25 protein-coding genes and 1 pseudogene are annotated in these 23,641 nt (G+C 57.2%); 8 read left to right on the top strand and 18 right to left on the bottom strand.

Annotated elements, in window-relative coordinates; translation table 11 throughout:
• Positions 1-82: 82 nt before the first annotated feature.
• The 3 genes from leuB to leuC are packed head-to-tail and all read right to left on the bottom strand — an operon-like array spanning position 83 to position 3,275.
• On the bottom strand, positions 83-1,165 hold the full coding sequence (leuB, locus tag H9C73_RS09800; protein WP_209287646.1) for a 3-isopropylmalate dehydrogenase: 1,083 nt from the start codon (positions 1,163-1,165) through the stop codon (positions 83-85).
• Between the two features lie 29 nt (positions 1,166-1,194).
• Positions 1,195-1,842 (bottom strand): 3-isopropylmalate dehydratase small subunit, encoded by a 648-nt coding sequence (gene leuD, locus H9C73_RS09795; RefSeq protein WP_209287645.1) that lies wholly within the window; start codon positions 1,840-1,842, stop codon positions 1,195-1,197.
• Between the two features lie 14 nt (positions 1,843-1,856).
• Positions 1,857-3,275 (bottom strand): 3-isopropylmalate dehydratase large subunit, encoded by a 1,419-nt coding sequence (leuC, locus tag H9C73_RS09790; RefSeq protein WP_209287644.1) that lies wholly within the window; start codon positions 3,273-3,275, stop codon positions 1,857-1,859.
• 154 nt (positions 3,276-3,429) lie between these two features.
• Here leuC and H9C73_RS09785 point away from each other — a divergent pair, with 154 nt between their 5' ends.
• The 3 genes from H9C73_RS09785 to H9C73_RS09775 all read left to right on the top strand — a co-directional run bounded on the left by H9C73_RS09785 (position 3,430) and on the right by H9C73_RS09775 (position 6,257).
• The gene (locus H9C73_RS09785) at positions 3,430-4,299 is read left to right on the top strand and encodes a LysR family transcriptional regulator (protein WP_209287643.1); all 870 of its coding nucleotides are present in this window, start codon (positions 3,430-3,432) and stop codon (positions 4,297-4,299) included.
• A 61-nt stretch (positions 4,300-4,360) separates the two neighbouring features.
• Positions 4,361-5,215, top strand: a complete 855-nt coding sequence (locus tag H9C73_RS09780) for a poly(R)-hydroxyalkanoic acid synthase subunit PhaE (protein ID WP_209287642.1) — start codon at positions 4,361-4,363, stop codon at positions 5,213-5,215.
• Entirely contained in the window at positions 5,202-6,257 is a 1,056-nt protein-coding gene (locus H9C73_RS09775) for an alpha/beta fold hydrolase (RefSeq protein WP_209287641.1), read from the top strand. Before H9C73_RS09780 ends, H9C73_RS09775 begins: the two co-directional genes overlap by 14 nt.
• 8 nt (positions 6,258-6,265) lie before the next feature.
• On the opposite strand, the gene phaR is transcribed toward H9C73_RS09775, so the two are convergent.
• The 7 genes from phaR to prmB form a co-directional block, all read right to left on the bottom strand.
• Positions 6,266-6,823, bottom strand: coding sequence for a polyhydroxyalkanoate synthesis repressor PhaR (gene phaR / locus H9C73_RS09770; protein ID WP_236014204.1), 558 nt, complete (start codon positions 6,821-6,823; stop codon positions 6,266-6,268).
• Positions 6,824-6,840: 17 nt separating this feature from the next.
• Positions 6,841-7,095 (bottom strand): DUF6489 family protein, encoded by a 255-nt coding sequence (locus tag H9C73_RS09765; protein ID WP_209287640.1) that lies wholly within the window; start codon positions 7,093-7,095, stop codon positions 6,841-6,843.
• Between the two features lie 69 nt (positions 7,096-7,164).
• Positions 7,165-8,313 (bottom strand): MFS transporter, encoded by a 1,149-nt coding sequence (locus H9C73_RS09760; protein ID WP_236014203.1) that lies wholly within the window; start codon positions 8,311-8,313, stop codon positions 7,165-7,167.
• Between the two features lie 67 nt (positions 8,314-8,380).
• Entirely contained in the window at positions 8,381-9,238 is an 858-nt protein-coding gene (gene speE / locus H9C73_RS09755; protein WP_209287638.1) for a polyamine aminopropyltransferase, read from the bottom strand.
• Positions 9,216-9,713 carry an adenosylmethionine decarboxylase gene (speD, locus tag H9C73_RS09750; protein ID WP_209287637.1) on the bottom strand — a complete coding sequence of 166 codons (498 nt, stop codon included), beginning with the start codon at positions 9,711-9,713 and terminating at the stop codon, positions 9,216-9,218. The genes speE and speD overlap by 23 nt, the downstream gene beginning before the upstream one ends.
• A gap of 264 nt (positions 9,714-9,977) precedes the next feature.
• On the bottom strand, positions 9,978-11,087 hold the full coding sequence (aroC, locus tag H9C73_RS09745; protein ID WP_209287636.1) for a chorismate synthase: 1,110 nt from the start codon (positions 11,085-11,087) through the stop codon (positions 9,978-9,980).
• 49 nt (positions 11,088-11,136) lie between these two features.
• Positions 11,137-12,054, bottom strand: coding sequence for a 50S ribosomal protein L3 N(5)-glutamine methyltransferase (gene prmB / locus H9C73_RS09740; protein ID WP_209287635.1), 918 nt, complete (start codon positions 12,052-12,054; stop codon positions 11,137-11,139).
• A gap of 63 nt (positions 12,055-12,117) precedes the next feature.
• On the opposite strand from prmB, the gene H9C73_RS09735 reads away from it, so the two are divergent.
• The 3 genes from H9C73_RS09735 to folE all read left to right on the top strand — a co-directional run bounded on the left by H9C73_RS09735 (position 12,118) and on the right by folE (position 14,440).
• Positions 12,118-12,693: a Smr/MutS family protein gene (locus H9C73_RS09735; protein ID WP_209287634.1), complete on the top strand. Its 576-nt coding sequence runs from the start codon at positions 12,118-12,120 to the stop codon at positions 12,691-12,693.
• Between the two features lie 49 nt (positions 12,694-12,742).
• A complete protein-coding gene (locus H9C73_RS09730) occupies positions 12,743-13,810 on the top strand; it encodes a PilT/PilU family type 4a pilus ATPase (protein WP_209287633.1) in 1,068 nt (355 codons plus the stop codon).
• A 90-nt stretch (positions 13,811-13,900) separates the two neighbouring features.
• Positions 13,901-14,440: a GTP cyclohydrolase I FolE gene (gene folE, locus H9C73_RS09725; RefSeq protein ID WP_209287632.1), complete on the top strand. Its 540-nt coding sequence runs from the start codon at positions 13,901-13,903 to the stop codon at positions 14,438-14,440.
• 55 nt (positions 14,441-14,495) lie between these two features.
• Here the strand turns inward: folE and H9C73_RS09720 are convergent, their stop codons facing one another.
• The 7 genes and pseudogenes from H9C73_RS09720 to dinG all read right to left on the bottom strand — a co-directional run bounded on the left by H9C73_RS09720 (position 14,496) and on the right by dinG (position 21,947).
• Entirely contained in the window at positions 14,496-15,344 is an 849-nt protein-coding gene (locus tag H9C73_RS09720; protein WP_209287631.1) for a DUF4892 domain-containing protein, read from the bottom strand.
• Positions 15,345-15,368: 24 nt separating this feature from the next.
• Positions 15,369-16,220: an alpha/beta fold hydrolase gene (locus H9C73_RS09715; RefSeq protein ID WP_209287630.1), complete on the bottom strand. Its 852-nt coding sequence runs from the start codon at positions 16,218-16,220 to the stop codon at positions 15,369-15,371.
• A gap of 6 nt (positions 16,221-16,226) precedes the next feature.
• The gene (locus H9C73_RS09710) at positions 16,227-16,697 is read right to left on the bottom strand and encodes a SixA phosphatase family protein (protein ID WP_209287629.1); all 471 of its coding nucleotides are present in this window, start codon (positions 16,695-16,697) and stop codon (positions 16,227-16,229) included.
• Entirely contained in the window at positions 16,688-17,725 is a 1,038-nt protein-coding gene (locus H9C73_RS09705; protein WP_209287628.1) for an NAD(P)H-dependent glycerol-3-phosphate dehydrogenase, read from the bottom strand. The genes H9C73_RS09710 and H9C73_RS09705 overlap by 10 nt, the downstream gene beginning before the upstream one ends.
• Positions 17,726-17,764: 39 nt before the next feature.
• Positions 17,765-17,977 (bottom strand): hypothetical protein, encoded by a 213-nt coding sequence (locus H9C73_RS09700; protein WP_209287627.1) that lies wholly within the window; start codon positions 17,975-17,977, stop codon positions 17,765-17,767.
• 533 nt (positions 17,978-18,510) lie between these two features.
• Positions 18,511-19,815 (bottom strand): annotated as a pseudogene (rhlB, locus tag H9C73_RS09695) (ATP-dependent RNA helicase RhlB); the annotation flags it as partial.
• Between the two features lie 17 nt (positions 19,816-19,832).
• Positions 19,833-21,947, bottom strand: coding sequence for an ATP-dependent DNA helicase DinG (dinG, locus tag H9C73_RS09690; protein ID WP_209287625.1), 2,115 nt, complete (start codon positions 21,945-21,947; stop codon positions 19,833-19,835).
• 122 nt (positions 21,948-22,069) lie between these two features.
• Between dinG and lexA the strand changes: the two genes are divergently transcribed.
• Positions 22,070-22,675, top strand: coding sequence for a transcriptional repressor LexA (gene lexA, locus H9C73_RS09685; protein WP_209287624.1), 606 nt, complete (start codon positions 22,070-22,072; stop codon positions 22,673-22,675).
• A 14-nt stretch (positions 22,676-22,689) separates the two neighbouring features.
• Positions 22,690-23,085 (top strand): SulA-like leucine-rich domain-containing protein, encoded by a 396-nt coding sequence (locus H9C73_RS09680; RefSeq protein WP_209287623.1) that lies wholly within the window; start codon positions 22,690-22,692, stop codon positions 23,083-23,085.
• A 1-nt stretch (position 23,086) separates the two neighbouring features.
• Here H9C73_RS09680 and H9C73_RS09675 read toward each other — a convergent pair whose 3' ends face one another.
• Entirely contained in the window at positions 23,087-23,614 is a 528-nt protein-coding gene (locus tag H9C73_RS09675) for a DUF6586 family protein (protein WP_209287622.1), read from the bottom strand.
• Positions 23,615-23,641: the final 27 nt, after the last annotated feature.

Genomic DNA, 23,641 nt, shown 5'->3' with positions numbered 1-23,641 from the left:
AGTCTCTGAATACGACAAGGCGGATATCCGCAATTTCGAATATCCGCCGGTGCGTCTCATGCGCACGTTGTCGTGCAGCTGGTCAGGCGTTCAGAGCGGCTACAACCGCATCGCCCATTTCGGTCGTGCTGACCTCGCGCATCCCCTCGGACATGATGTCCGGCGTGCGCAGATTCTGGTCCAACACCTTGCTGACAGCTGCTTCAATCTGCTCAGCGGCTTCACCGGCATTCAGAGAATAACGTAACATCATAGCGACTGAGAGGATCGTTGCCAACGGATTGGCCTTGCCCTGACCGGCAATATCGGGGGCAGAACCATGGCATGGCTCGTACATTCCCTTACCGTTTTCATCCAGAGAAGCGGATGGCAACATGCCGATAGAGCCCGTCAGCATGGCGGCTGCGTCGGACAGGATGTCACCGAACATGTTGCCGGTCACGACCACATCAAACTGCTTCGGAGCACGCACCAGCTGCATCGCGGCATTGTCCACGTACATGTGGCTGAGCTCCACATCCGGATACTCCTTGGACAGTTCTTCCATGATTTCGCGCCAGAGCACCGTCACTTCCAGTACGTTGGCCTTGTCGACTGAGCACAGTCGCTTGTTGCGTGCACGGGCCGCCTCAAAGGCAACGCGACCGATACGACGAATTTCGTTTTCGTCGTACACATAGGTGTTGAAACCTTCACGGATACCGCCTTCTTTTTCGCGGATACCACGCGGCTGACCGAAGTAAATACCGCCCGTCAATTCGCGTACGATCAGAATATCCAGCCCGGACACCACTTCCGGCTTGAGCGTAGACGCATGTGCCAGCTGGGGATACAGAATGGCCGGGCGCAGATTACCGAACAGCTCCAGTTGGGAACGAATGCCCAGCAGGCCTTTCTCGGGCCGGATGGCAAAGTCCGGGTTGGTATCCCACTTGGGACCACCCACAGCGCCCAGCAGAATGGCATCGGCCTTACGGGCAGCCGCCAGGGTTTCGTCGGGCAGCGGAACGCCGGTCGCGTCAATGGCAGCACCCCCTACCAGCGCCTCATTGACCTCAAGGCCCAGGTCAAAGCGCTCATTCACCAGATCCAGCACCTTGCGCGCTTCAGTGACAATTTCGGGGCCGATGCCGTCACCCGGCAATACCAGTACATTTTTAGCCATGTGTATATAATTCCTTCAGCTTGAGTCGGTTACTTGATAGCATCAAACAGCCAGGGCGCCGATTCACGGCGACGTGCCTCATACGCCTTGATCTCGTCGGCGTGCTGCAGCGTCAGGCCGATGTCATCCAGACCATTAAGCAGGCAATGCTTGCGGAAGTTATCAACCTCGAAAGCAAACTCTTCCCCGGACGGCGTTACGACCACCTGGCGCTCCAGATCAACCGTCAGCTGATAGCCTTCAGTTGCTTCCACTTCCTTGAACAGCTGATCCACCTGGGCTTCCGGCAGCACTATCGGCAGCAGGCCGTTCTTGAAGCAGTTGTTGTAGAAAATATCCGCAAAACTGGGCGCGATGATGGCGCGAATGCCGAAATCATCCAGCGCCCAGGGCGCATGCTCACGACTGGAGCCGCAACCAAAGTTTTCCCGCGCCAGCAGCACGCTGGTACCCAGGTAGCGCGGCTTGTTCAGCACGAAGTCCTTGTTCAGCGGCCGGCCGGCGCAATCCTGATCCGGCTGGCCTTCATCCAGGTAGCGCAACTCGTCAAACAGATTGGGACCGAAACCGGCACGCTTGATCGATTTCAGAAACTGCTTCGGAATGATCATATCGGTATCGACATTGGCACGATCGAGCGGCGCAGCAATACCGATGTGTTGGGTAAACTTTCTCATGTTTCTATCCCCTCTTACTGCATCAGCTCACGCACATCGACAAAATGACCCGTTACGGCAGCCGCCGCCGCCATTGCCGGGCTGACCAGATGCGTCCGTCCACCAAAACCCTGACGACCTTCAAAGTTGCGGTTGGATGTTGAAGCACAATGCTCCCCCTGACCCAACTTGTCCGGGTTCATGGCCAGACACATGGAGCAGCCCGGCTCGCGCCATTCCAGACCGGCTTCCACAAATACCTTATCCAGCCCTTCAGCTTCTGCCTGTGCCTTGACCAGACCCGAGCCCGGAACCACCAGTGCCTGCTTGATGGTGGGCGCAACCTTGCGCCCCTTGACGACCTCAGCCGCTGCGCGCAGATCTTCGATACGGGAGTTGGTGCAGGACCCGATGAACACACGGTCGAGCTGAATATCAGTGATCTTCTGATCCGCCTTCAGGCCCATGTACTGCAGTGCACGGCGAATACCGTCTGCCTTGACCGCATCGGTTTCTGCATCCGGGTTCGGCACCAGCGCATTGACCGGCGCCACCATTTCGGGCGAGGTTCCCCAAGTCACCTGCGGCTGAATGTCTTCCGCCTTGATTTCAACCAGGGTATCGAACCGTGCATCTTCATCGGACACCAGCTCTTTCCAGGCTTCAACCGCTGCATCCCACTGCGCGCCGGTCGGCGAATAAGGACGGCCGCGGAAGTACTCAATTGTCGTATCGTCAACGGCAACCAGACCTACACGGGCGCCCGCTTCGATGGCCATGTTGCAGATGGTCATGCGCCCTTCCATGGAGATGGAGCGGATCGCACTGCCACCGAACTCAATGGCATACCCTGTTCCACCCGCGGTGCCGATCACACCGATGATGTGCAGGACAACGTCCTTGGCCGTAACGCCCTTGCCCAGTTCGCCATCAACACGCACCAGCATGTTCTTCATTTTCTTGGCGATCAGGCACTGGGTCGCCAGCACGTGCTCCACTTCGGAGGTACCGATCCCGTGCGCGAGTGCGCCAAAGGCACCGTGCGTAGAGGTGTGGGAGTCACCGCAGACAACGGTGGTACCCGGCAGAGTCATGCCCTGCTCAGGACCCACGACGTGCACAATCCCCTGACGCTGGTCATTCATCTTGAACTCGGTGATGCCGAACTCGTCGCAGTTGGAATCCAGCGTCTTGACCTGAATACGCGAAACCGGGTCTTCGATCTTGTCGACACCGGCAGAACGCTCCGTGGTTGGCACATTGTGATCAGGCGTTGCCAGGTTGGCATCGATCCGCCAGGGTTTCCGACCCGCCAGGCGCAGACCTTCAAATGCCTGCGGCGAGGTCACCTCATGCAGAATCTGTCGGTCGATATAGATCAATGCACTGCCATCTTCGTTCTGGCGAACGAGGTGGTCATCCCAGAGCTTGTCGTAAAGTGTCTTGCCAGCCATGCTCATCTCCCCTTGTTTGTTCGGCACCATGGCATTTATTGGCAACCATCCTAGTGCAGCCGACACCAACAAACAAATTCATAATTTTTATCTTTTGGATTCCATTCAGGAATGATAAGTTGACTTCATACCATCGAGAGGAGCTGGCATAAGAATGGATACGGCGGGACTGACGGCCTTTGTCACCGTGGCGGACTGTCACTCGTTTTCCCAAGCGGCACAGCAGCTGTTTCTGACCCAGTCAGCGGTCAGCAAGCGTATTGCCCTGCTTGAGAGCCAACTCGACTGCCGCCTGTTTGACCGGATTGGACGTCAGGTCATTCTGACCGAGCCCGGACGGCGCCTGCTGCCGAGAGCCCGCGAAATTCTGCACGCACTGGAAGATGCCGAACAACTGATCCGTGACAGCACCGGAGAAGTGCGAGGACGACTCACACTTGCGGCCAGCCACCATATCAGCCTGCACCGGCTGCCACCGATCCTGAAGCAATTTATTCAGCGCTACCCCGAAGTCGAACTGGATCTGCGCTTTGCAGCCTCCGAAGTGGCCTACGAAGGCGTACTCAAGGGCGACCTTGAGTTGGCCCTTATTACCCTCGCACCGGAAGCGGACGAGCGCATTCTGTCACGTACACTCTGGTCGGACCGCCTGCAGTACGTGGTGGCCACCACTCATCCACTGGCCCTGCAGGACTCCGTCAGCTTGAATGAGTTGAATCGCTACCCGGCCATTCTGCCCGGCACCGAGACCTTCACCCATCAGCGAGTGCGACAACAGCTGGCACTGCAGGGGCTGGAACCCAATCTCGGCATGAGCACTGACTATCTGGACACCATACGGATGATGGTCAGCATCGGTCTGGGCTGGAGCCTGCTGCCTGAAACCATGATCGATCATTCGCTGCACCGGCTTGAAACCGGGACCGAACCCGTCTATCGCCCCCTGGGGTGCATTCATCACCGCAACCGCACCCTGAGTAATGCCGCGCGTGAGCTGCTCAACATGCTGCCCGATGACGTTTAACTGCCCCTGCGCATCGTTTAAGATGACGTATCGGCCCTTTTGACCACGGAGAGCAGGCACTTTGTCCGATCAGATCCGGAATATCATGCAGCAATGGCTGGACCAGCTGGAACGTCAGGCGCGCAGCGGTACTGACTGGCTGCAGCAGTGGCAGTCATTGCTGGAGCAGTTTCCGGATGATACCGACCCGCAGATTCTCGATCTGCTGCACCAGCTCACCCGTCAGAACCACCGTTTTGCGTCCCTGACCGAAGCGTTGCTGAGCCAATCCGGAGAAGGCGGCCTGTCTCGCGAATCACTGCTTGACACCTATCAGCAGCATCTTGATCACCTGCGCCATGACTGGATCCAGTCAAGCCGCTTCCTGCCCGACCAGATCGCCCTGATGACACCCTTTATCAGCCCGCCACCGAAAAGTGATGGACTGGACTGGGGACCGGAGCTGTTGACACGCCTGCAGGCACTGTCCGCATTTCCCAACGAGCTGACACAGCGACTGAAGGGTCTGCTGACAAGCCTGATTCACTTCCAGCAATGCCGGCAGGCCCATCAGGCAGAGCTGAGCGAGCTGAACAGACAGGCTCTGGAGGCGTTTGCCGATCGCCTGCAGGCATCCGGGATCACTGATCTGACCGAGGCTCATGCGCTTTGGGTCGACACCTACGAGGCGCGCTACCGAGCCGCGCTGGATAATGACACCTTCATCGACAGCTTCAACCGTCTCGTGAACAGCGGCAGCGAAGTCAAGCAGGAGTGGCAATGCATGGTCAATCTCCTGTGCCGACAACTCGGTCTGGTCAGCCTGTCTGATTACGATTCACTCAGCGAGCGGCATCAGGCATTGCAAGATCGCGTCTGGCAGCTGGAGCAGCAGATGAAGAAGCTGCAAAAGGGGCAGCAACGTGATCAGGACTGAAGCGGAATGCCTGCGTCAGAGTCTGAAACAGCAGCATGAACAACTAGCTGCAGCCAGTGCGTCACTGCTGAACAGTCGCGTGCAGCACCACTTCATGCCCCATCGCATGCTGCTGCAACATGAGGGGATCACCCTTCGCGTCTTTGAACCCTCAGGGCCAACAACCCAGCGCCCGCTGGTGCTTTGCTATGCACTGGTCAACCGACCCTGGATCCTCGACCTGATGCCGGACTCGTCCCTGATTCGCCAGCTGACAGAACAGGGTTTGCGCGTGTACCTGATTGACTGGGGTTCGCCCTGTCGGAGTCAGCGCTATCAGGGGCTTGAGCATTACATCGGCCAGCTGATGCATCGCTGCATTCAGGCCGCCATGGACGACAGCGGCAGTAACAGTGTGGATCTGGCCGGCGTGTGCCAGGGCGGCGTCTTCAGCCTGTGCTATGCCGCCCTTCACCCCGAGCAGATTCACCGGCTGGTAACACTGGTAACGCCGGTCGACTTCCACGCGCACGATTTTACCCTGAGCCACCTGTATCGCGGCATCAACATCAAACAGCTGGTATCGGCCTATGGCAACGTGCCCGGCGCACTGGTGACACAGGTATTCAGCAACATGCAGCCCATGCGTCTGGGCCAACTCAAGCACCTGCATACCGCCAAAAGGCTGAGCGAAGTACCGGCATCTCAGGCGCAGTTTCTGCTGATGGAGCAGTGGCTGAATGACTGCCCGGATCTGGCCGGACGAGCGCTGGAGCAGTTTGTTGAGCTGTTCTTCCAGCAAAACAGCCTGTTGCAGGGAGAGTTTGAAGCAGGCCCGATGCAAGTTGATCTGAGCCGGATAGAGGCACCGGTACTCAACATTTTCGGTACAGAGGACCACCTGGTGCCGCCGTCAGCGGCCAGTGCACTGGAAGGGCTATGTAACCGAAGCGGTTATCAGGCGCTACCGATCAAAGCCGGTCACATTGGAACATTGATGGGCTCAAAAGCCCTCAAGCAGGTGCCCGCAGCCATCCACGAATGGCTACAGGCCAAAGCCTGACACAAGGGTTACTGATCGTCAGACTTACCCTTCTTGTCTGCACTATCCGGCGCGGGTTGCTCAGCCTCGGCTTCTGCGCCCTTGGCCGACTCGGCACTGGACTCCTCTTCACCCTGCTTGGGCGCGAACATATTCCAGACTGCCATGTTCTGGTCTGCAAAACGTCCCATCATGGTGAGCGGGTTGGCGGCCCCCATCATGGTCTGCATCTGCTCGCGAATACGGTCCTGATGCTCAAGGAATGCGGCAATGCTCTGCTCGAGGTACTGACTCATCATCCCCTGCATGCTGTCGCCGTAAAAGCGTATCAGCTGCTGCAGGACCTGGTTGGTCAGCAGGGTTCCATGCCCTTCCGCTTCCTGTTCGCTGATGATCTGCAACAGGATATTCCGTGTCAGGTCGTTGCCGGTTTTGGAGTCCTGTACCTGAAAGTTTTCTCCGTTCAGTACCAGCTGCTTCACATCTTCCAGAGTGACATAGCAGCTGCGAGACGTGTCATACAGACGACGATTGGTATATTTGCGCAGAATCCGCACGCCCGCTTCTCCCGATCCGTTTTGGCTCATCAAATAACACTATCCATTCAGTCGGCGTCGCGCCCGCCTTTGCCATACTGGTTCATCATTCCGAACAGCAGTTTCTGGAAGGCTTCCATCGAACCGATACCATTGTTGAGGTAGGGCTTCAGGAGCGTCAGCGGATCATAACCTTCCGCACCCGCTTCCATCTGTTCCCGCACCTTGTCTATCATTTCCTGTTGCAACACCGACACATCGGGTAAACCCAGTGCACGGCGCAGCTCTTCCGGTGTCATCTCGACATCAATCTTGAAGTTCATGCGCACCTCGCCTAACCAACATGCCAATTGTTTCATACTATAGCAACTGCAGTGCAAAACAACTTTGACTCAGCTCCGTTCAACCTGCTCCGGGCGAATCCAGTACCAGGCCAGTCCGAGCGCCACCAGGGACGCCATGGCCGCCACCAGAAAGGTGTATTGCCCCAGTACTGCCCATAACTGCCCACTGGCGATGGCACCCAGCGCGCCGCCGGCGCCAAAGCCCAGACTGGAAAACAGCGCCTGCCCCCTGCCACTGGTGTGTGGTGTAAAATAGTGTTGCACCAGCGCAATCCCGACCGCATGCAAACTGCCGAAGGTTGCTGCATGGAGTAGCTGCGCCAGCAACATGACCCACAACTGCTCCGGCACCAGTGCCGTGAGTGTCCAGCGCAACACACAGAGCAGCAGACTCACCAGCATGATGCCCCTCAGGCTGAACCCTTCCATCAGACGCGGCATGACGATAAACAGCACCACTTCGGCGATCACGCCCAGCGCCCACAACAGGCCGATGGCTGAACGCTCGTAGCCCAGCCCCTGCATCATGACACTGTAAAAGGTGTAATAGGGGCCATGCCCGAACTGAACCAGAAAACAGACCAGGAAAAAGGCCAGAACCTGAGGTCGCCTCAAAATCGGCCAAATGGGGGCTGTCCCCGGCGGGTCTGACTGTTGCTTCTCGGCATGGCCCTTGAGCAGTAGCGTACAGGCCCAGATGGTTGCAAGCAGAGCCAGCACGAGAACGGGCAACGCCTGAACCCCGACCCGGTCCAGCCACCACCCGGCCAGCACCACGGCCAGAATAAACCCTACCGACCCCCATAGTCGGATACGGCTGTACTGGACCGCCTGACGCCCGAGATGATTCAGCGTGATCACTTCAAACTGAGGCAGTACAGCATTCCAGAAGAAGCTGAACACCAGCATCACCAATCCGACGCCCAGGGCCCCGTCTTGCCAGAACACGGGCACGAACCCAACTGTGGCCAGCAGCGACCCCATGCGCACAATCGCCACGCGACGCCCGGTTCGATCGGCCAGCCACCCCCAAATATTTGGTGCCAGTACACGGGTGAAGTGCAGCACACCCATCAGTGCACCGATGGTCGCCGCACTGAACGCAAGCGACTCCAGATAAAGCGTCCAATAGGGAATCAGCACGCCCAGCAGCGCGAAGTAGAAAAAATAGAAACCTGACAGTCGAAAGTGGGTCATACCGGCAAGATCCATACATGAAAAAGCCGGCACATGGCCGGCTTTACATACTCAGAGCAACGTCAAATCAGGCATTTTCGAGTGCATTCAGTACGTATTGCGGCAGCGCAAAACTGGCCGCGTGCAGAGCGGGCGTATAGTAGCGCGTGGTAATGCCACTGGCAGCAAAGCGAGCCTTCAGGGTATCCGCATCCAGCTGGCGCAGCTCAGCATTGTCACTGGCCCATGCAAAAGTCATCACACCGCCCACATAGGTCGGCACGGCTGCATTGTAGAAGCTCTGATCCGCAAAATAGGGAGACAGCCTGCGGCGAGTGGTGACCACTTCATCCTGCTGCATGAAGGGCACGCCGTTCTGGGCGACGAATACACCACCCGGGTTGAGGCAACGCTTGACGCCTTCATAGAAGCGGCTGCTGAACAGCACTTCACCCGGCCCGATCGGATCGGTACAGTCCGAGATCACCACATCAAAGGTGTCCTGACACTCCGAAACAAAGTCGACGCCATCGGCAATCACGATGTTGGCGCGCGGATCATCGAACGCACCTGCCGAGTGGTTGGGCAGATACTGCTTGCACATGTCGATCACGGCCTGATCGATCTCGACCTGTGTCACATGCTCCACACTGGAGTGCCGCAGCACTTCACGGAGAATACCACCGTCACCGCCACCGATAATCAGTACACGACGTGCTGACCCATGCGCCAGAATCGGCACATGCGTCATCATTTCATGGTAAACAAACTCGTCACGCTCAGTGGTCTGGATAATGCCATCAAGCGCCATCACCGTGCCGAAGTCACGGTTGCGAAAAATGATCAGCTCCTGGTGCTCGGTACGGTGCTCAAACAGCACCTCATCCAGCGTGAAGCTTTGCCCATAGCCGTCATAAAGACGCTCAAGATAGGTAGTCGTCTTCATCGATGCTCACCTTACCACGGAGAATTTCTTCGACATCCACTTGCGTGGGCGCAAATGCCTCTTCAAGCACCGGAATGGCTTTGACGGGTTCTGACTCGCCGCACATGAATACATCAAAAGCGGCAAAGTTGCGCTCCGGCCAGGTGTGCACACTGATATGCGATTCAGCCAGCACCGCAACGCCGGAGATACCACCGTTGGGCGTAAAGTGATGCAGATGGATATGCAGCAGTGTCGCCTTGGCCGCCTTGATGGAATCACGCAGCGCCTTCTCCATCACCTCAAGATCATCCAGACGGCTTGCACCGCGCAGGTCGATAATCAGGTGGGTACCGGCATAGCGGTGACCATCGCGCTCAATGAAGAAGTCCAGTCGTTCTTCATCTTCACCCTGGGTGTACGCGGGCCAATCAGCAACACTGCCTGCCGCCTCTTGGTCGATCACTTCAGACGACAGGTCTCTCGCTTCTTGCATGGGGGTTGACTCCAGACAAGTCTGTTTACACAGAGTTAAAAAAGAAAAACCCAACCTCCCGAGCCTTGACCGAGACTCAAATGGACATAATCCATGCGGGAGGAAAAACTACTCTCACAACATGAACTCAATCCATCTGAACTCCGCAATTCCCGAAGGGTTGGGACGTATCAGATTTGTGCGCATTTAAACCGCGTTCTGCTCAAAATTCAAGCATAAAACGCGGCACTGTCCGATTAATTTAAGGCAGCTGTCATCCAGCCGTCATTTGCCCTGATCCACGTCAGCCAGAACCGGCAGATCCGTACTGACATCCGCGTTCTGAGCACGATCACGCAACAGATGATCCAACAGGACAATCGCCATCATCGCTTCGGCAATAGGCGTAGCACGAATGCCGACACAGGGGTCGTGACGGCCCTTGGTCACCACCTCAATCGCTTCGCCAGAGGCGTTGATACTGCGACCGGGCAATCTGAGGCTTGAAGTCGGCTTCAGCGCAATATGGGCACTGATCGCCTGCCCGGTGGAAATGCCGCCCAGGATGCCGCCGGCATGATTGGACATAAAACCGTCCGGCGTCATTTCATCACGATGCTCGGTACCTTTCTGGTTGACGACAGCAAAGCCATCCCCGATTTCAACGCCCTTGACCGCATTAATGCTCATCAAGGCATGCGCCAGATCGGCATCCAGCCGGTCAAAAATCGGCTCGCCCAGCCCGACCGGGACACCCGTGGCTTCTACCGAGATACGCGCACCGATGGAGTTGCCCTCCTTGCGCAGCGCATCCATGTACTCGGCCATCTGCTCGGCCGCCTCGGCATCGGGAGAGAAGAACGGGTTTGCATTCACCTGGTCCCAGTCAAACCGGGCCGGGTCAATCGCGATAGGTCCAAGCTGGGACAGGTAACCGCGCACTTCGATACCCTTGGCCGCCAGTACTTTTTTGGCAATGGCCCCGGCAGCCACCCGCATGGCGGTCTCGCGTGCCGAAGAGCGACCACCGCCGCGGTAATCCCGGAAGCCGTACTTGTGCGAGTACACATAATCCGCATGCGCCGGACGGAACGTCTCTGCGATATTGGAATAATCCTTGGAGCGCTGATCCGTATTCTCGATCAGCAGACCGATGGCGGTACCCGTGGTTTTGCCTTCAAAAACGCCGGACAGAATCCGAACCTCGTCCGGCTCACGACGCTGGGTCGTGTGGCGTGATGTGCCCGGTTTGCGGCGATCCAGATCAGCCTGAAGATCGGCTTCGCTCAATTCGATCCCGGGAGGGCAGCCATCAACAATGCAACCCAGCGCAGGGCCATGGCTTTCACCGAAGGTAGTGACTGTGAACAGTTTTCCAAAGCTGTTACCGGACATTTTTCTCTCTGCTCAGACGTATAAATGGCCTTGCAGCAGGCCACTCAGGTTATAACAAATCCGCGTGGGCACGCAGCTCTTCGGCCGTGATGACAAACACTCCATTGCCACCCTGCTCCAGCTCAACCCATATCAGCGGCAGTTCAGGCATGCTCTGCATCAGGTGCACTTCACTGTTGCCAACCTCCACGACCAGAAGCCCTTCGGGGTTCAGGTGGTCGGCCGCCTGACGCAAGATACGCCGTGTAATATCCAGCCCATCAGGGCCTGAGCCCAGCGCCAGCGAGGGTTCGTGGTGATATTCGGCAGGCATCTGTGCCAGGTCGTCTGCATCCACGTAGGGCGGGTTGCTGACGATCAGATCATAGGTAGTACCCTGAACGGCGTCGAACAGATCCCCCTGGCAAGCACGCACACGGTCGGCCAGCATGTGGCGATCAATATTCTGACGGGCAACCTCAAGCGCATCGGCCGAAATATCCGCCAGATCCACCTCGGCTTCTTCAAATGCATAGGCACAGGCAATACCGATACAGCCACTGCCGGTGCACAGGTCCAGGATCCGCCCGACAGGGCCCGGGCGCAGCCAGGGCTCAAAAGCCGTATCGATCAGTTGCGCAATAGGGGAACGTGGAATCAGGACCCGCTCATCCACCGTAAAGGGGAGGCCCATAAACCAGGCTTCTCCGGTGATGTAAGGCAGCGGCTTGCGCGCATGGACACGCTGAGACACAAAGCTGAGCACGCGCTCCTTTTCAGACTGGGTCAAGCGCGCATCAAGCACCGCCGGATTGGTATCCCAGGGCAGGTCGACGGCATTCAGGACCAATTGACTGGCCTCATCCCAGGCTTCGGAATGGCCATGCCCAAAAAACACCTGATGACGGTTGAATTCACTCAGTGTCCAGCGGATAAAATCTCTAAGGGTGTGCAGCTCGGAGAGAACGGCGGCTTGATCCGACTTCATGTATCGCCTGATAATAGGTTGCCTTTGAGCCCAGCATGTTACTGAAAACCTTCATTGAACGCCATGTCTTATACCTATGACGACGATAACGACGACGATCTGGATTTTGGCGAAGCCATGCGCGGGGTCACCCCGCTCAAGCATGACCGCCACCACTCACACCGACAGGCCAAGGGCCTGTTGAAGCCGCGCCCTGACGCCAGCACCCGTTACCGCCGTCAGGCAGCCGCGCGGGAAGTCGAACAGGTCATTGACGGGCTTTCATCCGAAGCCAAAGACATTCTGGACTCCAACGATGAATTGCTGTTTGCGGCACCCGGCGTGCAACTGGCGACACTGAAGCGGCTGCACAAGGGCCATATCCCCTGGGAAGCCGGACTTGATCTGCACGGCTACACCGTTGATCAGGCGCGTGATGAGCTCAGCCATTTTATCCGTGACGCCTGCCGTCAGCAGATGCGCGCCGTCATTATTATCCATGGCAAAAGCCATACCCAGGCGGGACAACCCGCCTTGTTGAAGTCCTGTGTTAACGACTGGCTGCGCCAATTGAACAGCGTGCTGGCCTTTTGTTCGGCTCAACCACGCGACGGCGGGACCGGCGCTGTATATGTGCTTTTGAAAAGACAGGCATCCTGATAATTTAAGGCTATGCTTAACCGGCGCGCATACCGGAAAGGGAACTAGCATGGTCGACCTGCAGAAACACCTTCAAGCGATGGCCGAAACCGGTGCATCCGATCTCTTCTTCAGCAGCCACACGCCCGTCCAGATGAAGGTTCAGGGCGTTATAAAGCCTGCCGATGATCAACAGCTCACCCCGGACGACATCGACAAGCTCGCCCACAGCCTGATGAATGAGCATCAGGCAGGCCAGTTTCGTGATGAAATGGAGTTGAATTTTGCCTACGAAGAACGGGGTATTGGCCGCTTTCGCGTGAACGTCTACCGCCAGCGCGGAGATGTGGCCATGGTGATTCGCATGATTCGCCACCAAATCCCCGGCATTGAAGAACTCAGGCTACCCGCCGTGCTGGAAAACCTGATCATGCTGCGCAGCGGCCTGGTATTGCTGGTCGGGGCAACCGGGTCCGGCAAGTCCACCGCCCTCGCCTCCATGATTGAGCACCGCAACCTGCGCTCATCCGGTCATATTCTGACGGTGGAAGACCCGATCGAGTTTCTGCACACCAACAAGCGCTCGCTCATTAACCAGCGCGAAGTGGGTGTCGACACCCTCTCCTACGATAACGCGCTTAAAAATGCCCTGCGCGAAGCCCCTGATGTCATCATGATTGGCGAGCTGAGGGACAAGGATACTGTCGAGCATGCGATGCGCTACTCCGAGACCGGCCACCTGTGTCTGTCCACGCTGCATGCCAACAATGCCGTTCAGGCCATTGAACACATCAGCAACTTTTTCCATGAAAACACCCGCCACAAGGTCAACACGGACCTGTCGCTCAACCTCAGAGCCATCGTGGCGTTGCGCCTGATCCGGGACGTAGATGGAAAATTCATTCCCGCCACAGAAGTGCTGATCAACACGCCCTACATCACAAAACTGATCGCCCGCGGTGAATACTCGCGCATTCGTGAAGCGATCGACCAAAGCAGCAACCCGGCTGCCCACACCTTCGATGTTAACCTCCTCAACCTGTATCAGGATGGCAAAATCAGCATTGAAGAAGCGCTGCAAAATGCTGACTCACGTACCAACGTGGCACTGCGACTGAAACTGATGGGGGGATTATGACCTCCCGGGCGGCAGCTCTTTACCCGAGTGTCATATTCAAGTAATTTACGCCGTTTTCAGTCAGTTGCCGCGATCAGCCGAGGAACCAAGATGGAAACAGCCTACTCCCAGATCATTGAACAGATTGGAGAGGACCTAGAACGAGAAGGGTTGAGGGATACACCGGCACGTGCCGCCAAGGCAATGCGCTACCTGACTCAAGGCTATACTCAGTCTCTCGAAGAAGTGGTCAATGGCGCGCTTTTTCCGTCTGATAACAGCGAAATGGTTCTGGTACGGAACATCGAGCTCTACTCTCTGTGCGAGCACCATCTGCTGCCCTTTATCGGCAAGGCTCATGTTGCCTATATCCCGCAAGGCAAGGTTGTTGGACTGTCCAAACTAGCACGCATCGTCGACATGTTTGCCCGTCGCCTTCAGATTCAGGAAAACATGACCAAAGAGATCGCGGAAGCCATTCAGAGTGTCACTGGAGCGGCGGGTGTAGGCGTTGTGATTGAAGCACAGCATATGTGCATGATGATGCGCGGCGTGGAGAAACAGAATGCATCCATGACGACATCCATGATGCTGGGTTCTTTCCGCGACAACGAGGCAACCCGTAACGAATTCCTGTCCCTGGTTCGCTGATTTCAGGAAGTCGCTGTTTCGGGGGCAAGAGCACGCCCCCGTCTGTCACCTGCGGTTATTCTTCGGACTGCAGCAGTACAACCGCTACACTCTTACGACTCCCCAGCACACTCGGTACCAGCGCGCCAACCCCTCTCGCACTGATACGTGAGGCGTCTACCCCCTCTTCTACCAGTGAGCGCTTGAGCCGATCAGCCGCTTCCTGGGATTGACTCAGGGACAGGTCAAGGTCACGACTCTGCCAGTGTACGACTACCGCAATACGACTGTCGGGAAAGGACTCCAACACGCCCAGCAATGACTTCACCGCACGGTCGCGTGAGTCCGGCCAGTCACTCACTTCTGCATAGCCTCGCTGACGTACCAGCTGCGTAAGCTCGGTTGCCGTCAGACTGTCATTGCTGAGCAAGTCCGCGTGCAGATAGACTCGACCATTGCCTCTTCTGACGGCATAGACCGCAGCATGCCCGTGATCCAGCTCGAAGGCCGCGTAATACTGGGAGCTGTCGACCCCATAGAGACGGGACTGTCCGAATATTTCATTGGCCCATATGTTACTGGGTCCACACTGCCGGCCCGAACATTCGAAGAGAATTCGCGACTGATGATCAAGCAACTGCTTGCGCAGGAAGTTGAAACCTGCTTCAGGCCCATAACCTGAAGGCAGCTGCCAGGTGGTTCGGGCCAGGTTCGCACTGAGGCGCTGCTCTCTGTCACTGCGAACGAGTCCATTGATTTTGACAACACCACCGAGCATCAGTCGATAGTCAGGCTCGGTGCGCTCAAGATGACTGATCTCACGCGCAAGCGGGAAAGGGTCAAGCGAAGGAAGCGTTTCCGCTGCCACCTGCACTGATGCAACCAAAGACGCCAGCAGCCATAAACATTTCCTTGCCAGTCTCATACCCCTCATGCGCGTACCTCCTGTTTAGAGCGAGCTGTAAAACGCCTTGATCTCCTGCGCAATCTGCTCGGCGGGTTCGGGCTCCATATGCAAGTGATGGTTGCCCCGCAACATCATCCGCTGCAACTGCCGTATGGTTTGCGCTCGTGACTCGAGCCTGTCATTCGCAATTCCCTGGTCCCCGAGAATCAATAGAGCAGGAGCGGTGATTGCGGCGAGAAAAGCCCTGACCTGGTCTTCACTGAGCCGCAAAACCGAGGGCAGTATCAGCGCCGAGTCACTGCGCCAGCAAAAGCCCTTGGACGTATTCACTATTGAACGTTCGACCAGCCATCGTGCAGCCTGTTCCCCAACCGGGAACCGGCCTTTCATCCGCGCCTGTACAGCCTCTTCAATAGACGCGTAGTAGCGCGGGTTACGCGCAGGTCGCTGATGGCGACGAATCGCCTGCGCCATTTTGGCAGGCAGCTCTTCCGGCGAGTCTGTCTGCGGAGCCAGGCCTTCAATCAGCACAAGGCTCAGCACACGCTCCGGCATTGCACCGGCCAGCAGTGACGAAACACCTGCACCCATTGAGTGCCCCAGCAGATGGAAGTGCTCCCAACCCAGCTCGTCCGCCACTGCAACCACATCGGCCACGTTATCCCAAATATAATAGGGAACGGACTCGGGCCTGTGTGACGAGAAGCCGTGGCCCATAAGGTCCAGACAGATCAGCCTGACACCACCCAGTAGCGGCTCAAGGGCACGAAACGAGGCAGCATTATCCAGCCAGCCATGCAAGGCCAGCACCGGGGTGCCGGTTGCAGGACCAACAGCCCTTGCGGCCATCAATCGGCCGTTAACCTCAAATCGCAGTTCTTCTACAGATTCCATACGTCATCAATACGGGGATAGATCGGCTGAAAGCCAACGAGGAAAACGGGCCATGCCGGCAGCAGGCCACTCGAGAGACAGCTGAGCACCGCTGCAGGGAGCCACAGGCGCCGGGTCGGCCACCCCTTCCACCAGCCAGTTGATCAAACGACCACACAGCGGCTGATGAGTCACCACCAATAACGCCCCATCGTCACACCATAATGGCTCCAGCGCCTGCGCCACCGAGACGGGGTCTCCGGACGGCAGAAGCCTATCCAGATGCCCCACATCCGAGCCTGTAGATGCGGCTATAATCAGGGCGGTTTCGGCAGCCCTCAGCCAGGGGCTTGCCACAACCTGCAAATGATCAAAGGACTGAGCGAGCTGCCGCCCCATGCTTTCGGCCTGCAACACACCGCGCCGGGTCAGAGCACGATTTGCATCTTGATCACCACCAGGTTCCGCCTCAGCATGACGCAGCACTATCAGCTGCATTGCACCTCCTGACGCGGCAGCACAAACTCCACATCAGTGCTCTGGGTATTCAACATCATGCCGCGCGCCACTTCCTTGACCGGGGCATGATTGAACACGACCTCATACAGCCCGGACACCAGCGGCATATAGATATCCATGCTTTCCGCCTTTTCCTTGACCAACCGAAGGGTATTGACGCCCTCCGCCACTTCGCCCAGCGCATCAACCGCCTGATCCAGGGTTTTACCCTCACCCAAAGCATAGCCCACGCGGTAGTTTCGGCTCAGAGGAGACATGCAGGTTACGATCAGGTCACCCACACCCGCCAGGCCAAGAAAGGTAAACGGATTGGCCCCGAGGCTCACTGCAAACCGACTCATCTCTGCCAGACTGCGCGTCATCAGCATGCTTTTGGTATTTTCACCCATGCCAAGCGCCGCACTCATGCCGGCCGCAATGGCATAGATATTCTTGAGCGTGCCCCCCAGCTCAACGCCGTATGTATCTGTACTGGCATACACACGGAAATAGGACGTATGCAGCAACACCTGAACCTGATCGCGCACCTGCTCATCCGTGCTGGCAATGACCGTGGCAGTCAACTGCTTGCGAGCGATCTCCTTGGCCAGGTTAGGTCCGCTCAACACCCCGTGGCGTGCATCGGGACATTCCTGCTCGATGATCTGGCTCATCAAGCAGAAGGTACCGGCTTCAATCCCCTTGGTTGTTGATACCAGCATCTGGTCAGACGACAGCAGTGGTGCCGCCTGTCGAATCACATCACGAAAAGCGCCACTGGGTATGGCCACAAATACAACGGCCACATCCTTGAGTGCTTCTTCCAGGCTATCCGTTGCCACCAGTGACTTTGCAAGGGTTACACCGGGCAGGTAACGGCTATTGACGGAACAGCGGTTGATCTCGTCAACCGTGTCGGCATTGCGCATCCACAACCTTACTGACAACCCTTTTTCGGCCATCAGGTTGGCCAACACGGTACCAAAGCTGCCGCCCCCGAGGACTGCAACAGGCGTGTCTGAGTTCATCTAATCTCCCCAGGCAGTCTGGCTGACTGCCAACACCGATCAGGGTGAATCAATTTTATCCAGCAGCCGGCCGATGCCGGCAAAGAGTAACTTGACGATAACGAATGAAAGGCCAGCCAGCAGCAGAAAGAGCAGCAATTGCTTCAGATCTTCAGTGCGCTGGTAACCGGCAACCGCAATAGCGGCAAAAAAGGCACTGACCAGGATGGCCAGTACCGTACTGATGCGCTGCAGATTATGCTTATCACTCATCAGGCCTGATCTCAGGAAACAGGTGTTTCTTTTTTCCCAGACTGCTCAGACTGCTCAGACTGCTCAGACTGCTCAGACTGCTCAGACTGCTCAGACTGCTCAGACTGCTCAGACTGCTCAGCAGATTCTGAGTTCGAACACTCGGCAGCATCAACCTTTGACGGAGCACCAGCCGCTGTCTCAACGGCCGGCTCCGTGGAAGACTGTGGCACCACGCTCTCGTCGGACTGCGCGACCATAACCGTATCATCGGGCTTTGAGGAATCTTCTGGCACAGAAGCATCTGCCTGCCTGGCCTCCTCGCTTGCCTCACCACTTGCCTCTTGACCGGCTCCAGACTCCGGGGTGCTCTCGGCCTCGGATGCCTTATCAACAGCGGCTTCAGCCTGATCGGAGGAAACGGTATCGGCATTGGCAGCAGGCGCATCCGCTTGGGCCGCATCATCTGCCGCCTTGTCAGCTGTGCTTGCCGGCTCAACAGGTTCAGCCGCCTTTTCAGCTTGCTTTCCAGCAGGCGCCTGCTCAAGCGGTCGCAGCAGCTCGGCATCCGGGTGGATACACTCCAGCTTGACGCCGGTTTCCTTTTCAATCTCGGGGATCAGGAAGGAATCATCCTCGCAGGCGAAACAGATGGAGGTACCGGTTTGACCGGCTCGACCGGTACGACCGATACGGTGAACATAGTCATCCGCATCTTCAGGCAGCTGGTAATTGATCACGTGAGTCACGCCATCGATATGAATGCCGCGGCCTGCCACGTCTGTTGCAACCAGCACTTCGATCTTGCCGTTACGGAAGTCTTCCAGCGTTTTCAGACGCTTGTTCTGCGGGATTTCGCCAGACATCAACGCGGCCTTGATGCCATCTTTGCTCAGGCGGTCGGCCAGCGAACGGGTTTCATGTCGACGATTGCCAAACACGATAGCGCGCTCAATGCCATTAATGCGCAGATAGTTGCGCAGCAGCTGGTACTTTTCATGGCTTGAAACCAGGAAAACCTTCTGCGCCACGTTGTCAGTGGTTTTGTGCTCGGATTCGATCTCGATCGTTACCGGGGACTGAGTCCACTGCTCAGCAAGGCGCATCACATCATCGGTAAAGGTGGCGCTGTACAACAGTGTCTGGCGGTCGGCACCCTTGCGCGGGGTCTGGCGAATGATGGTACGCACATCCGGTATAAAGCCCATGCTCAACATGCGATCGGCTTCATCCAGTACCAGCACTTCGACGTGGTAGAGATCCACTTCCTTGGAGCGCACAAAATCAATCAAACGACCCGGCGTCGCAACCAGAATATCCACGGGGCGTGCCGCCAGAGCCTTGCGCTGACGCTCATAATCCATGCCGCCTACCAGCGATACCACCGAGAGGTCGGCGTACTTGGAAAGCCCTTCAGCATCGGCCGCGATCTGCAACGCCAGCTCACGGGTGGGCGCAATAATCAGTGCACGCGGCTCATTCTTGCGGCGTTCACCGGGCAGAGGAAAGTCGATCAGGTCAGTGATAATACCGATCAGGAAGGCTGCCGTTTTACCGGTGCCGGTCTGTGCCTTGCCGATCAGGTCACGCCCGTTCAAGGCATGCGGAATAGTGGCTGCCTGAATCGGAGTGCAATATTCGAACTTGAGATCGGCTATCGCTCTCATAAGCACATCAGGGAGACCGAAGTCATGGAACCGGCGTTTGCCTTCCACGACCGGGACTGCAAATGACTTGGGTGACCAGTTACCACCGCCATCACGCGGCTTGCGAGAGCGGCGACGACGACGAGGACGGCCTTTACCGGGTTTCTGTTCGGAGTTGCTCGCGGATGCGGTCTGCTTATCTTCAGTACTCAAGATCGGATCCATTCAGATTAACGTTTGATTTCACGTCGAAACGGAGGCAGGGAGTCAAGCAGTTGCTGGCCATAACGGCGCGTAACAACACGCCTGTCCATTAACACGACACGCCCCCGGTCCTGTTCTGTTCTCAATAGTCGCCCTACTGCCTGAGTAAGACGCATGGACGCGGCCGGAACGGTCCACTCAATAAACGCATTCCCGCCCCGCTGCTCAATCCATTCGGCCATAGTAGCATCTACAGGGTCATCAGGCACACTGAACGGTAACTTGGTGACAAACACATCGGTCAAATACTGCCCCGGCAAGTCAACGCCTTCGGCAAAAGAGGCCAACCCGAAGATGACACTGGCCTTGCCGTCATCGATTCGCGCCCGGTGCCGGCGCAAAATCTCCTGTTTGCTGAAATCCCCCTGTGCCAGCACCTTGTCGGCAATGCGGCTCGGTAAACCTTCCTGTACCCTGCGCATCTGACGCCAGGAACTGAACAGCACCAGTGCAGCTTCTGCCGTTTCAAGCTCGGCGCTGAGCAGCGACAGAACTTCGTCCGTATGCTCATCGGGTCGCCCCGGATCAGAGGTCATGGCAGGAATTTCCAGCACCCCGTTACGGGCATAATCAAAGGGGCTTTCAAGACGCACCGCCATCACATCCGATGGCAGACCCAGAGACGCAAACAGCGCATCAAAGCGCCCCAGCGCGGTCAGGGTTGCCGAGGTCAGTATGGCGGCATGACAGTGCTTCCAGAGATGCTCTGACAACGTATCGGCAGCTGAAACCGGCGCACTGCGCAGCTCAAAATCGTAACCCACCGACGTCTCGACGCGATTGATCCAGCGCGCGGTTGGCGACCGCCCCTCAGGGTCATGACGGCTGTAACTGTGCGCCAGCCATCCCACCTGCTGAATACGGCCCCAAAGTACGCCCAGCTGCGGGAACCAGCGCTCGGCGGCAGCCCGGGGGATATCGCCGATCCCGCCTTCCAGCGCCTCCTTGAGGGTATCCACCAGACGCTCCAGCTGCTGCTGCGCCTGCTCGGCCGCACTTGAAAGCATAAGACTGGGCTCAAGCAATGGGTCCGGCTGGCGTCCACCCGGAAAGCGGTATCGGTCGCCTTCCAGGGCCTCCATCATAGGCCGCACCAGCAAGGCAAGCTGCTCCAGCGCCAGGTCCATGTTCTGCATGGGACGGTGCAAGCGCTCGACCGGGTCAGCAAGCTGGGTCGCAGAACCGGTATCTGCCAGCATCTGGGACAGTTGCTTCTGCGCGACGCTGAGCATTTTTTGCGATGAGCCAAGCCGGGCCGCAAAGGCAAAATGCCCGCTTGCCTTGTCCGCCAGATGATGGCCCTCATCGAAAATATAGATGGTGTTATCCGGCTCAGGCAGGATGGCGCCCCCACCCAGCGCAAGATCAGACAGCACAAGATCGTGGTTGGCAACAACCACATCCACCTCGTCCAACCGCTCGCGGGAACGATAGAAGGGACAGGCGCTGAAGTTCAGACAGCGACGGTTACTGCATTGTAGATGGTCACTGGTCAGCGGCTGCCAGATCTGGTCATCCACTTCGCTTTCCAGCGCATCACGATCACCATCCCAATGGCCAGCGGCATAGGCATCCATCATCCCCTGATACTGGTTGATGACTTCATCGGGCAAGCGGTCGGCCTGCTCGTCCTCGTACAACGCCATCTGCCCCAGCACACCCTGTTGCTCGAGGTGCTGCTCAACCTTATTGAGACACAGGTAGCGCCCCCGCCCCTTGGCCAGCCGATAATTCAGGGCAAGGCCCGCATGGGCTTCCACCTCGGGCAGGTCCTTATTCATCAGCTGTTCCTGCAGGGCAACCGTGGCGGTCGACAGGACCAGCTTTCGTCCTGTGGCACGCGCAAGCGGAATTGCCGCCAGCAGGTACGCGATCGTTTTACCCGTACCCGTGCCCGCCTCGACCACGCCAACCTTGCGTGAAACGGAGCTGTCACCCTCTTCACCGGCCTCGGCCTGCGCCAGCACACGTGCGACTGTTGCAACCATCTGCTTCTGTGCAGGGCGCGCTCTCAGCTCACGGCTTTTCAGAAAGCGGCTGTAGGCCTGCTGAATCTCTTTTTTATGCGCTTCAGTCAGCACGCTATTTCCTCATCTCAGAACCGGGCGCATTTTAACAAACCACTGGATATATAAACAGATTAAGCTTGACGGACAGACTTTACTGTATAAAATCACAGTAAATCGATTGAGTAACGGCCGCTATGAAACTGACCAAACGACAAACTGAAGTGCTGGACTGCATTCGTCACTATATCGACACAACCGGATACCCCCCTACACGTGCCGACATTGCGCGCGAACTGGGCTTCCGCTCCGCCAATGCTGCCGAAGAACACTTGAAGGCACTGGCGCGCAAAGGGGCTATCGAGTTGACCAAGGGGACGTCTCGCGGCATTCGCCTGCCCGAGCCGGACACGCCCGATGAAGGTCTGCCCGTGATCGGTCAGGTGGCGGCTGGCGAGCCGATACTGGCCCAGCAGCACGTAGAAGATCACTGCACCATATCGGCTGACTTCTTCCGACCACGCGCAGACTATTTGCTGCGAGTGAAAGGCATGAGCATGAAGGATGTGGGCATTCTGGATGGTGATCTTCTGGCCGTACACCAGACGCGTGACGCCAGGGATGGACAGATCGTCGTCGCACGGATTGGCGACGAAGTGACGGTCAAACGCTTCAAGCGTGAAGACCACAAAGTTTATCTCATTGCCGAGAACGAAGAGTTCGCCCCGATTGAAGTAGACCTTACCGCAGAGGAGCTGGTCATCGAGGGGCTGGGCGTCGGCGTGATTCGGCAAGGCCACTGACAGAGGGTTGTTCCATGCCAGCCATCGATTACCGCAGAACCGAACAGGTAGAGGCAGCAACAGAGTCCAAGATGACCGAAATTCTGCTGCATAACAGTCAGGTTTCGCTCCAGCCGGTACTCTTGCCCATGATTGCGCAGCTGAGTCATCAGGATCGCTGGCTGACATTGATCAACCCGCCGTGCAGCCTGAGCCGCGACCTGCTGACAGAAGCAGGTGCGAACCTCCGCCACATTCGCGTCCTCAAGACGAAGGCGAGCTCACTGGAGCACCTATTCAGTCGCACTCTCTCTGCCGGCACATCCCATACCGTTATCGGCTGGAGCAATGAGCAACATACATTGAACGCGGACCGGCTCAACCCCTTTGCATGTATGGGCGCCTGCCTGGGTGTTCTGGTCCGCGGCTAGGTTACCACTCCTGCATGTTGGCTCTGAGGCGCTCAATCAGAGTTCGGAACTGGTCCAGCCATTGATTGAATTCGGCCAGCATATCCTGATCTTCAGCATGATCAGGATTCACCTGAAGCACATGTATCTCTGACAGGCTGCTTTCTGACGCCGGTCTGGCGACCGGCCCATCGGCAGCCGACCAGCAGGCATCGTAAGCTGCAAGCATCTTATGCAGCCAGCTTTGCTGATCCTGCTCCAGCTGGATCAGCTCTGAGGCCTCCGGAGATTCCTGCCCGGTCTTTTCCAGCTGCTGCTGAAGATCAGCAAAGTTGCGCACGGCTGCCGTATCAAGCGCATAATTTTCAGCGATCTCTCTCAACAGTGACGCATAGCCGCTGGCCATGAAAAACAGGATCGATTCATGATAGGACTCGATCCGAGCATGCTTACTCCACTGTGAAGCTTCCTGAGCCTGAACCAGCGCCTTGATATGCAAGCGTGCAAAATTCAGTTTTTGATTGGTCCTGACCGCATAGGTATCACTCATGCTCTAGCCTCTTTCATTCCCTGTTAT

The sequence above is a fragment of the Marinobacterium alkalitolerans genome (assembly GCF_017776525.1).
Lineage (GTDB): Bacteria > Pseudomonadota > Gammaproteobacteria > Pseudomonadales > Balneatricaceae > Marinobacterium > Marinobacterium alkalitolerans.
Note: the sequence above shows the minus strand (reverse complement) of the source record. Positions and strands in the feature narration are given on the sequence as shown.

Coding starts and splice junctions, on each gene's coding strand:
- aroC (WP_209287636.1), bottom strand. CDS start 11,087: ATGTCCGGTAACAGCTTTGGAAAACTGTTCACAGTCACTACCTTCGGT.
- speD (WP_209287637.1), bottom strand. CDS start 9,713: ATGCAAGAAGCGAGAGACCTGTCGTCTGAAGTGATCGACCAAGAGGCG.
- H9C73_RS09675 (WP_209287622.1), bottom strand. CDS start 23,614: ATGAGTGATACCTATGCGGTCAGGACCAATCAAAAACTGAATTTTGCA.
- H9C73_RS09705 (WP_209287628.1), bottom strand. CDS start 17,725: ATGAACTCAGACACGCCTGTTGCAGTCCTCGGGGGCGGCAGCTTTGGT.
- leuB (WP_209287646.1), bottom strand. CDS start 1,165: ATGGCTAAAAATGTACTGGTATTGCCGGGTGACGGCATCGGCCCCGAA.
- H9C73_RS09730 (WP_209287633.1), top strand. CDS start 12,743: ATGGTCGACCTGCAGAAACACCTTCAAGCGATGGCCGAAACCGGTGCA.
- leuC (WP_209287644.1), bottom strand. CDS start 3,275: ATGGCTGGCAAGACACTTTACGACAAGCTCTGGGATGACCACCTCGTT.
- H9C73_RS09735 (WP_209287634.1), top strand. CDS start 12,118: ATGTCTTATACCTATGACGACGATAACGACGACGATCTGGATTTTGGC.
- H9C73_RS09710 (WP_209287629.1), bottom strand. CDS start 16,697: ATGCAGCTGATAGTGCTGCGTCATGCTGAGGCGGAACCTGGTGGTGAT.
- H9C73_RS09765 (WP_209287640.1), bottom strand. CDS start 7,095: ATGAACTTCAAGATTGATGTCGAGATGACACCGGAAGAGCTGCGCCGT.
- H9C73_RS09700 (WP_209287627.1), bottom strand. CDS start 17,977: ATGAGTGATAAGCATAATCTGCAGCGCATCAGTACGGTACTGGCCATC.
- H9C73_RS09760 (WP_236014203.1), bottom strand. CDS start 8,313: ATGACCCACTTTCGACTGTCAGGTTTCTATTTTTTCTACTTCGCGCTG.
- speE (WP_209287638.1), bottom strand. CDS start 9,238: ATGAAGACGACTACCTATCTTGAGCGTCTTTATGACGGCTATGGGCAA.
- lexA (WP_209287624.1), top strand. CDS start 22,070: ATGAAACTGACCAAACGACAAACTGAAGTGCTGGACTGCATTCGTCAC.
- H9C73_RS09680 (WP_209287623.1), top strand. CDS start 22,690: ATGCCAGCCATCGATTACCGCAGAACCGAACAGGTAGAGGCAGCAACA.
- H9C73_RS09720 (WP_209287631.1), bottom strand. CDS start 15,344: ATGAGACTGGCAAGGAAATGTTTATGGCTGCTGGCGTCTTTGGTTGCA.
- leuD (WP_209287645.1), bottom strand. CDS start 1,842: ATGAGAAAGTTTACCCAACACATCGGTATTGCTGCGCCGCTCGATCGT.
- H9C73_RS09785 (WP_209287643.1), top strand. CDS start 3,430: ATGGATACGGCGGGACTGACGGCCTTTGTCACCGTGGCGGACTGTCAC.
- H9C73_RS09715 (WP_209287630.1), bottom strand. CDS start 16,220: ATGGAATCTGTAGAAGAACTGCGATTTGAGGTTAACGGCCGATTGATG.
- prmB (WP_209287635.1), bottom strand. CDS start 12,054: ATGAAGTCGGATCAAGCCGCCGTTCTCTCCGAGCTGCACACCCTTAGA.
- folE (WP_209287632.1), top strand. CDS start 13,901: ATGGAAACAGCCTACTCCCAGATCATTGAACAGATTGGAGAGGACCTA.
- phaR (WP_236014204.1), bottom strand. CDS start 6,823: ATGAGCCAAAACGGATCGGGAGAAGCGGGCGTGCGGATTCTGCGCAAA.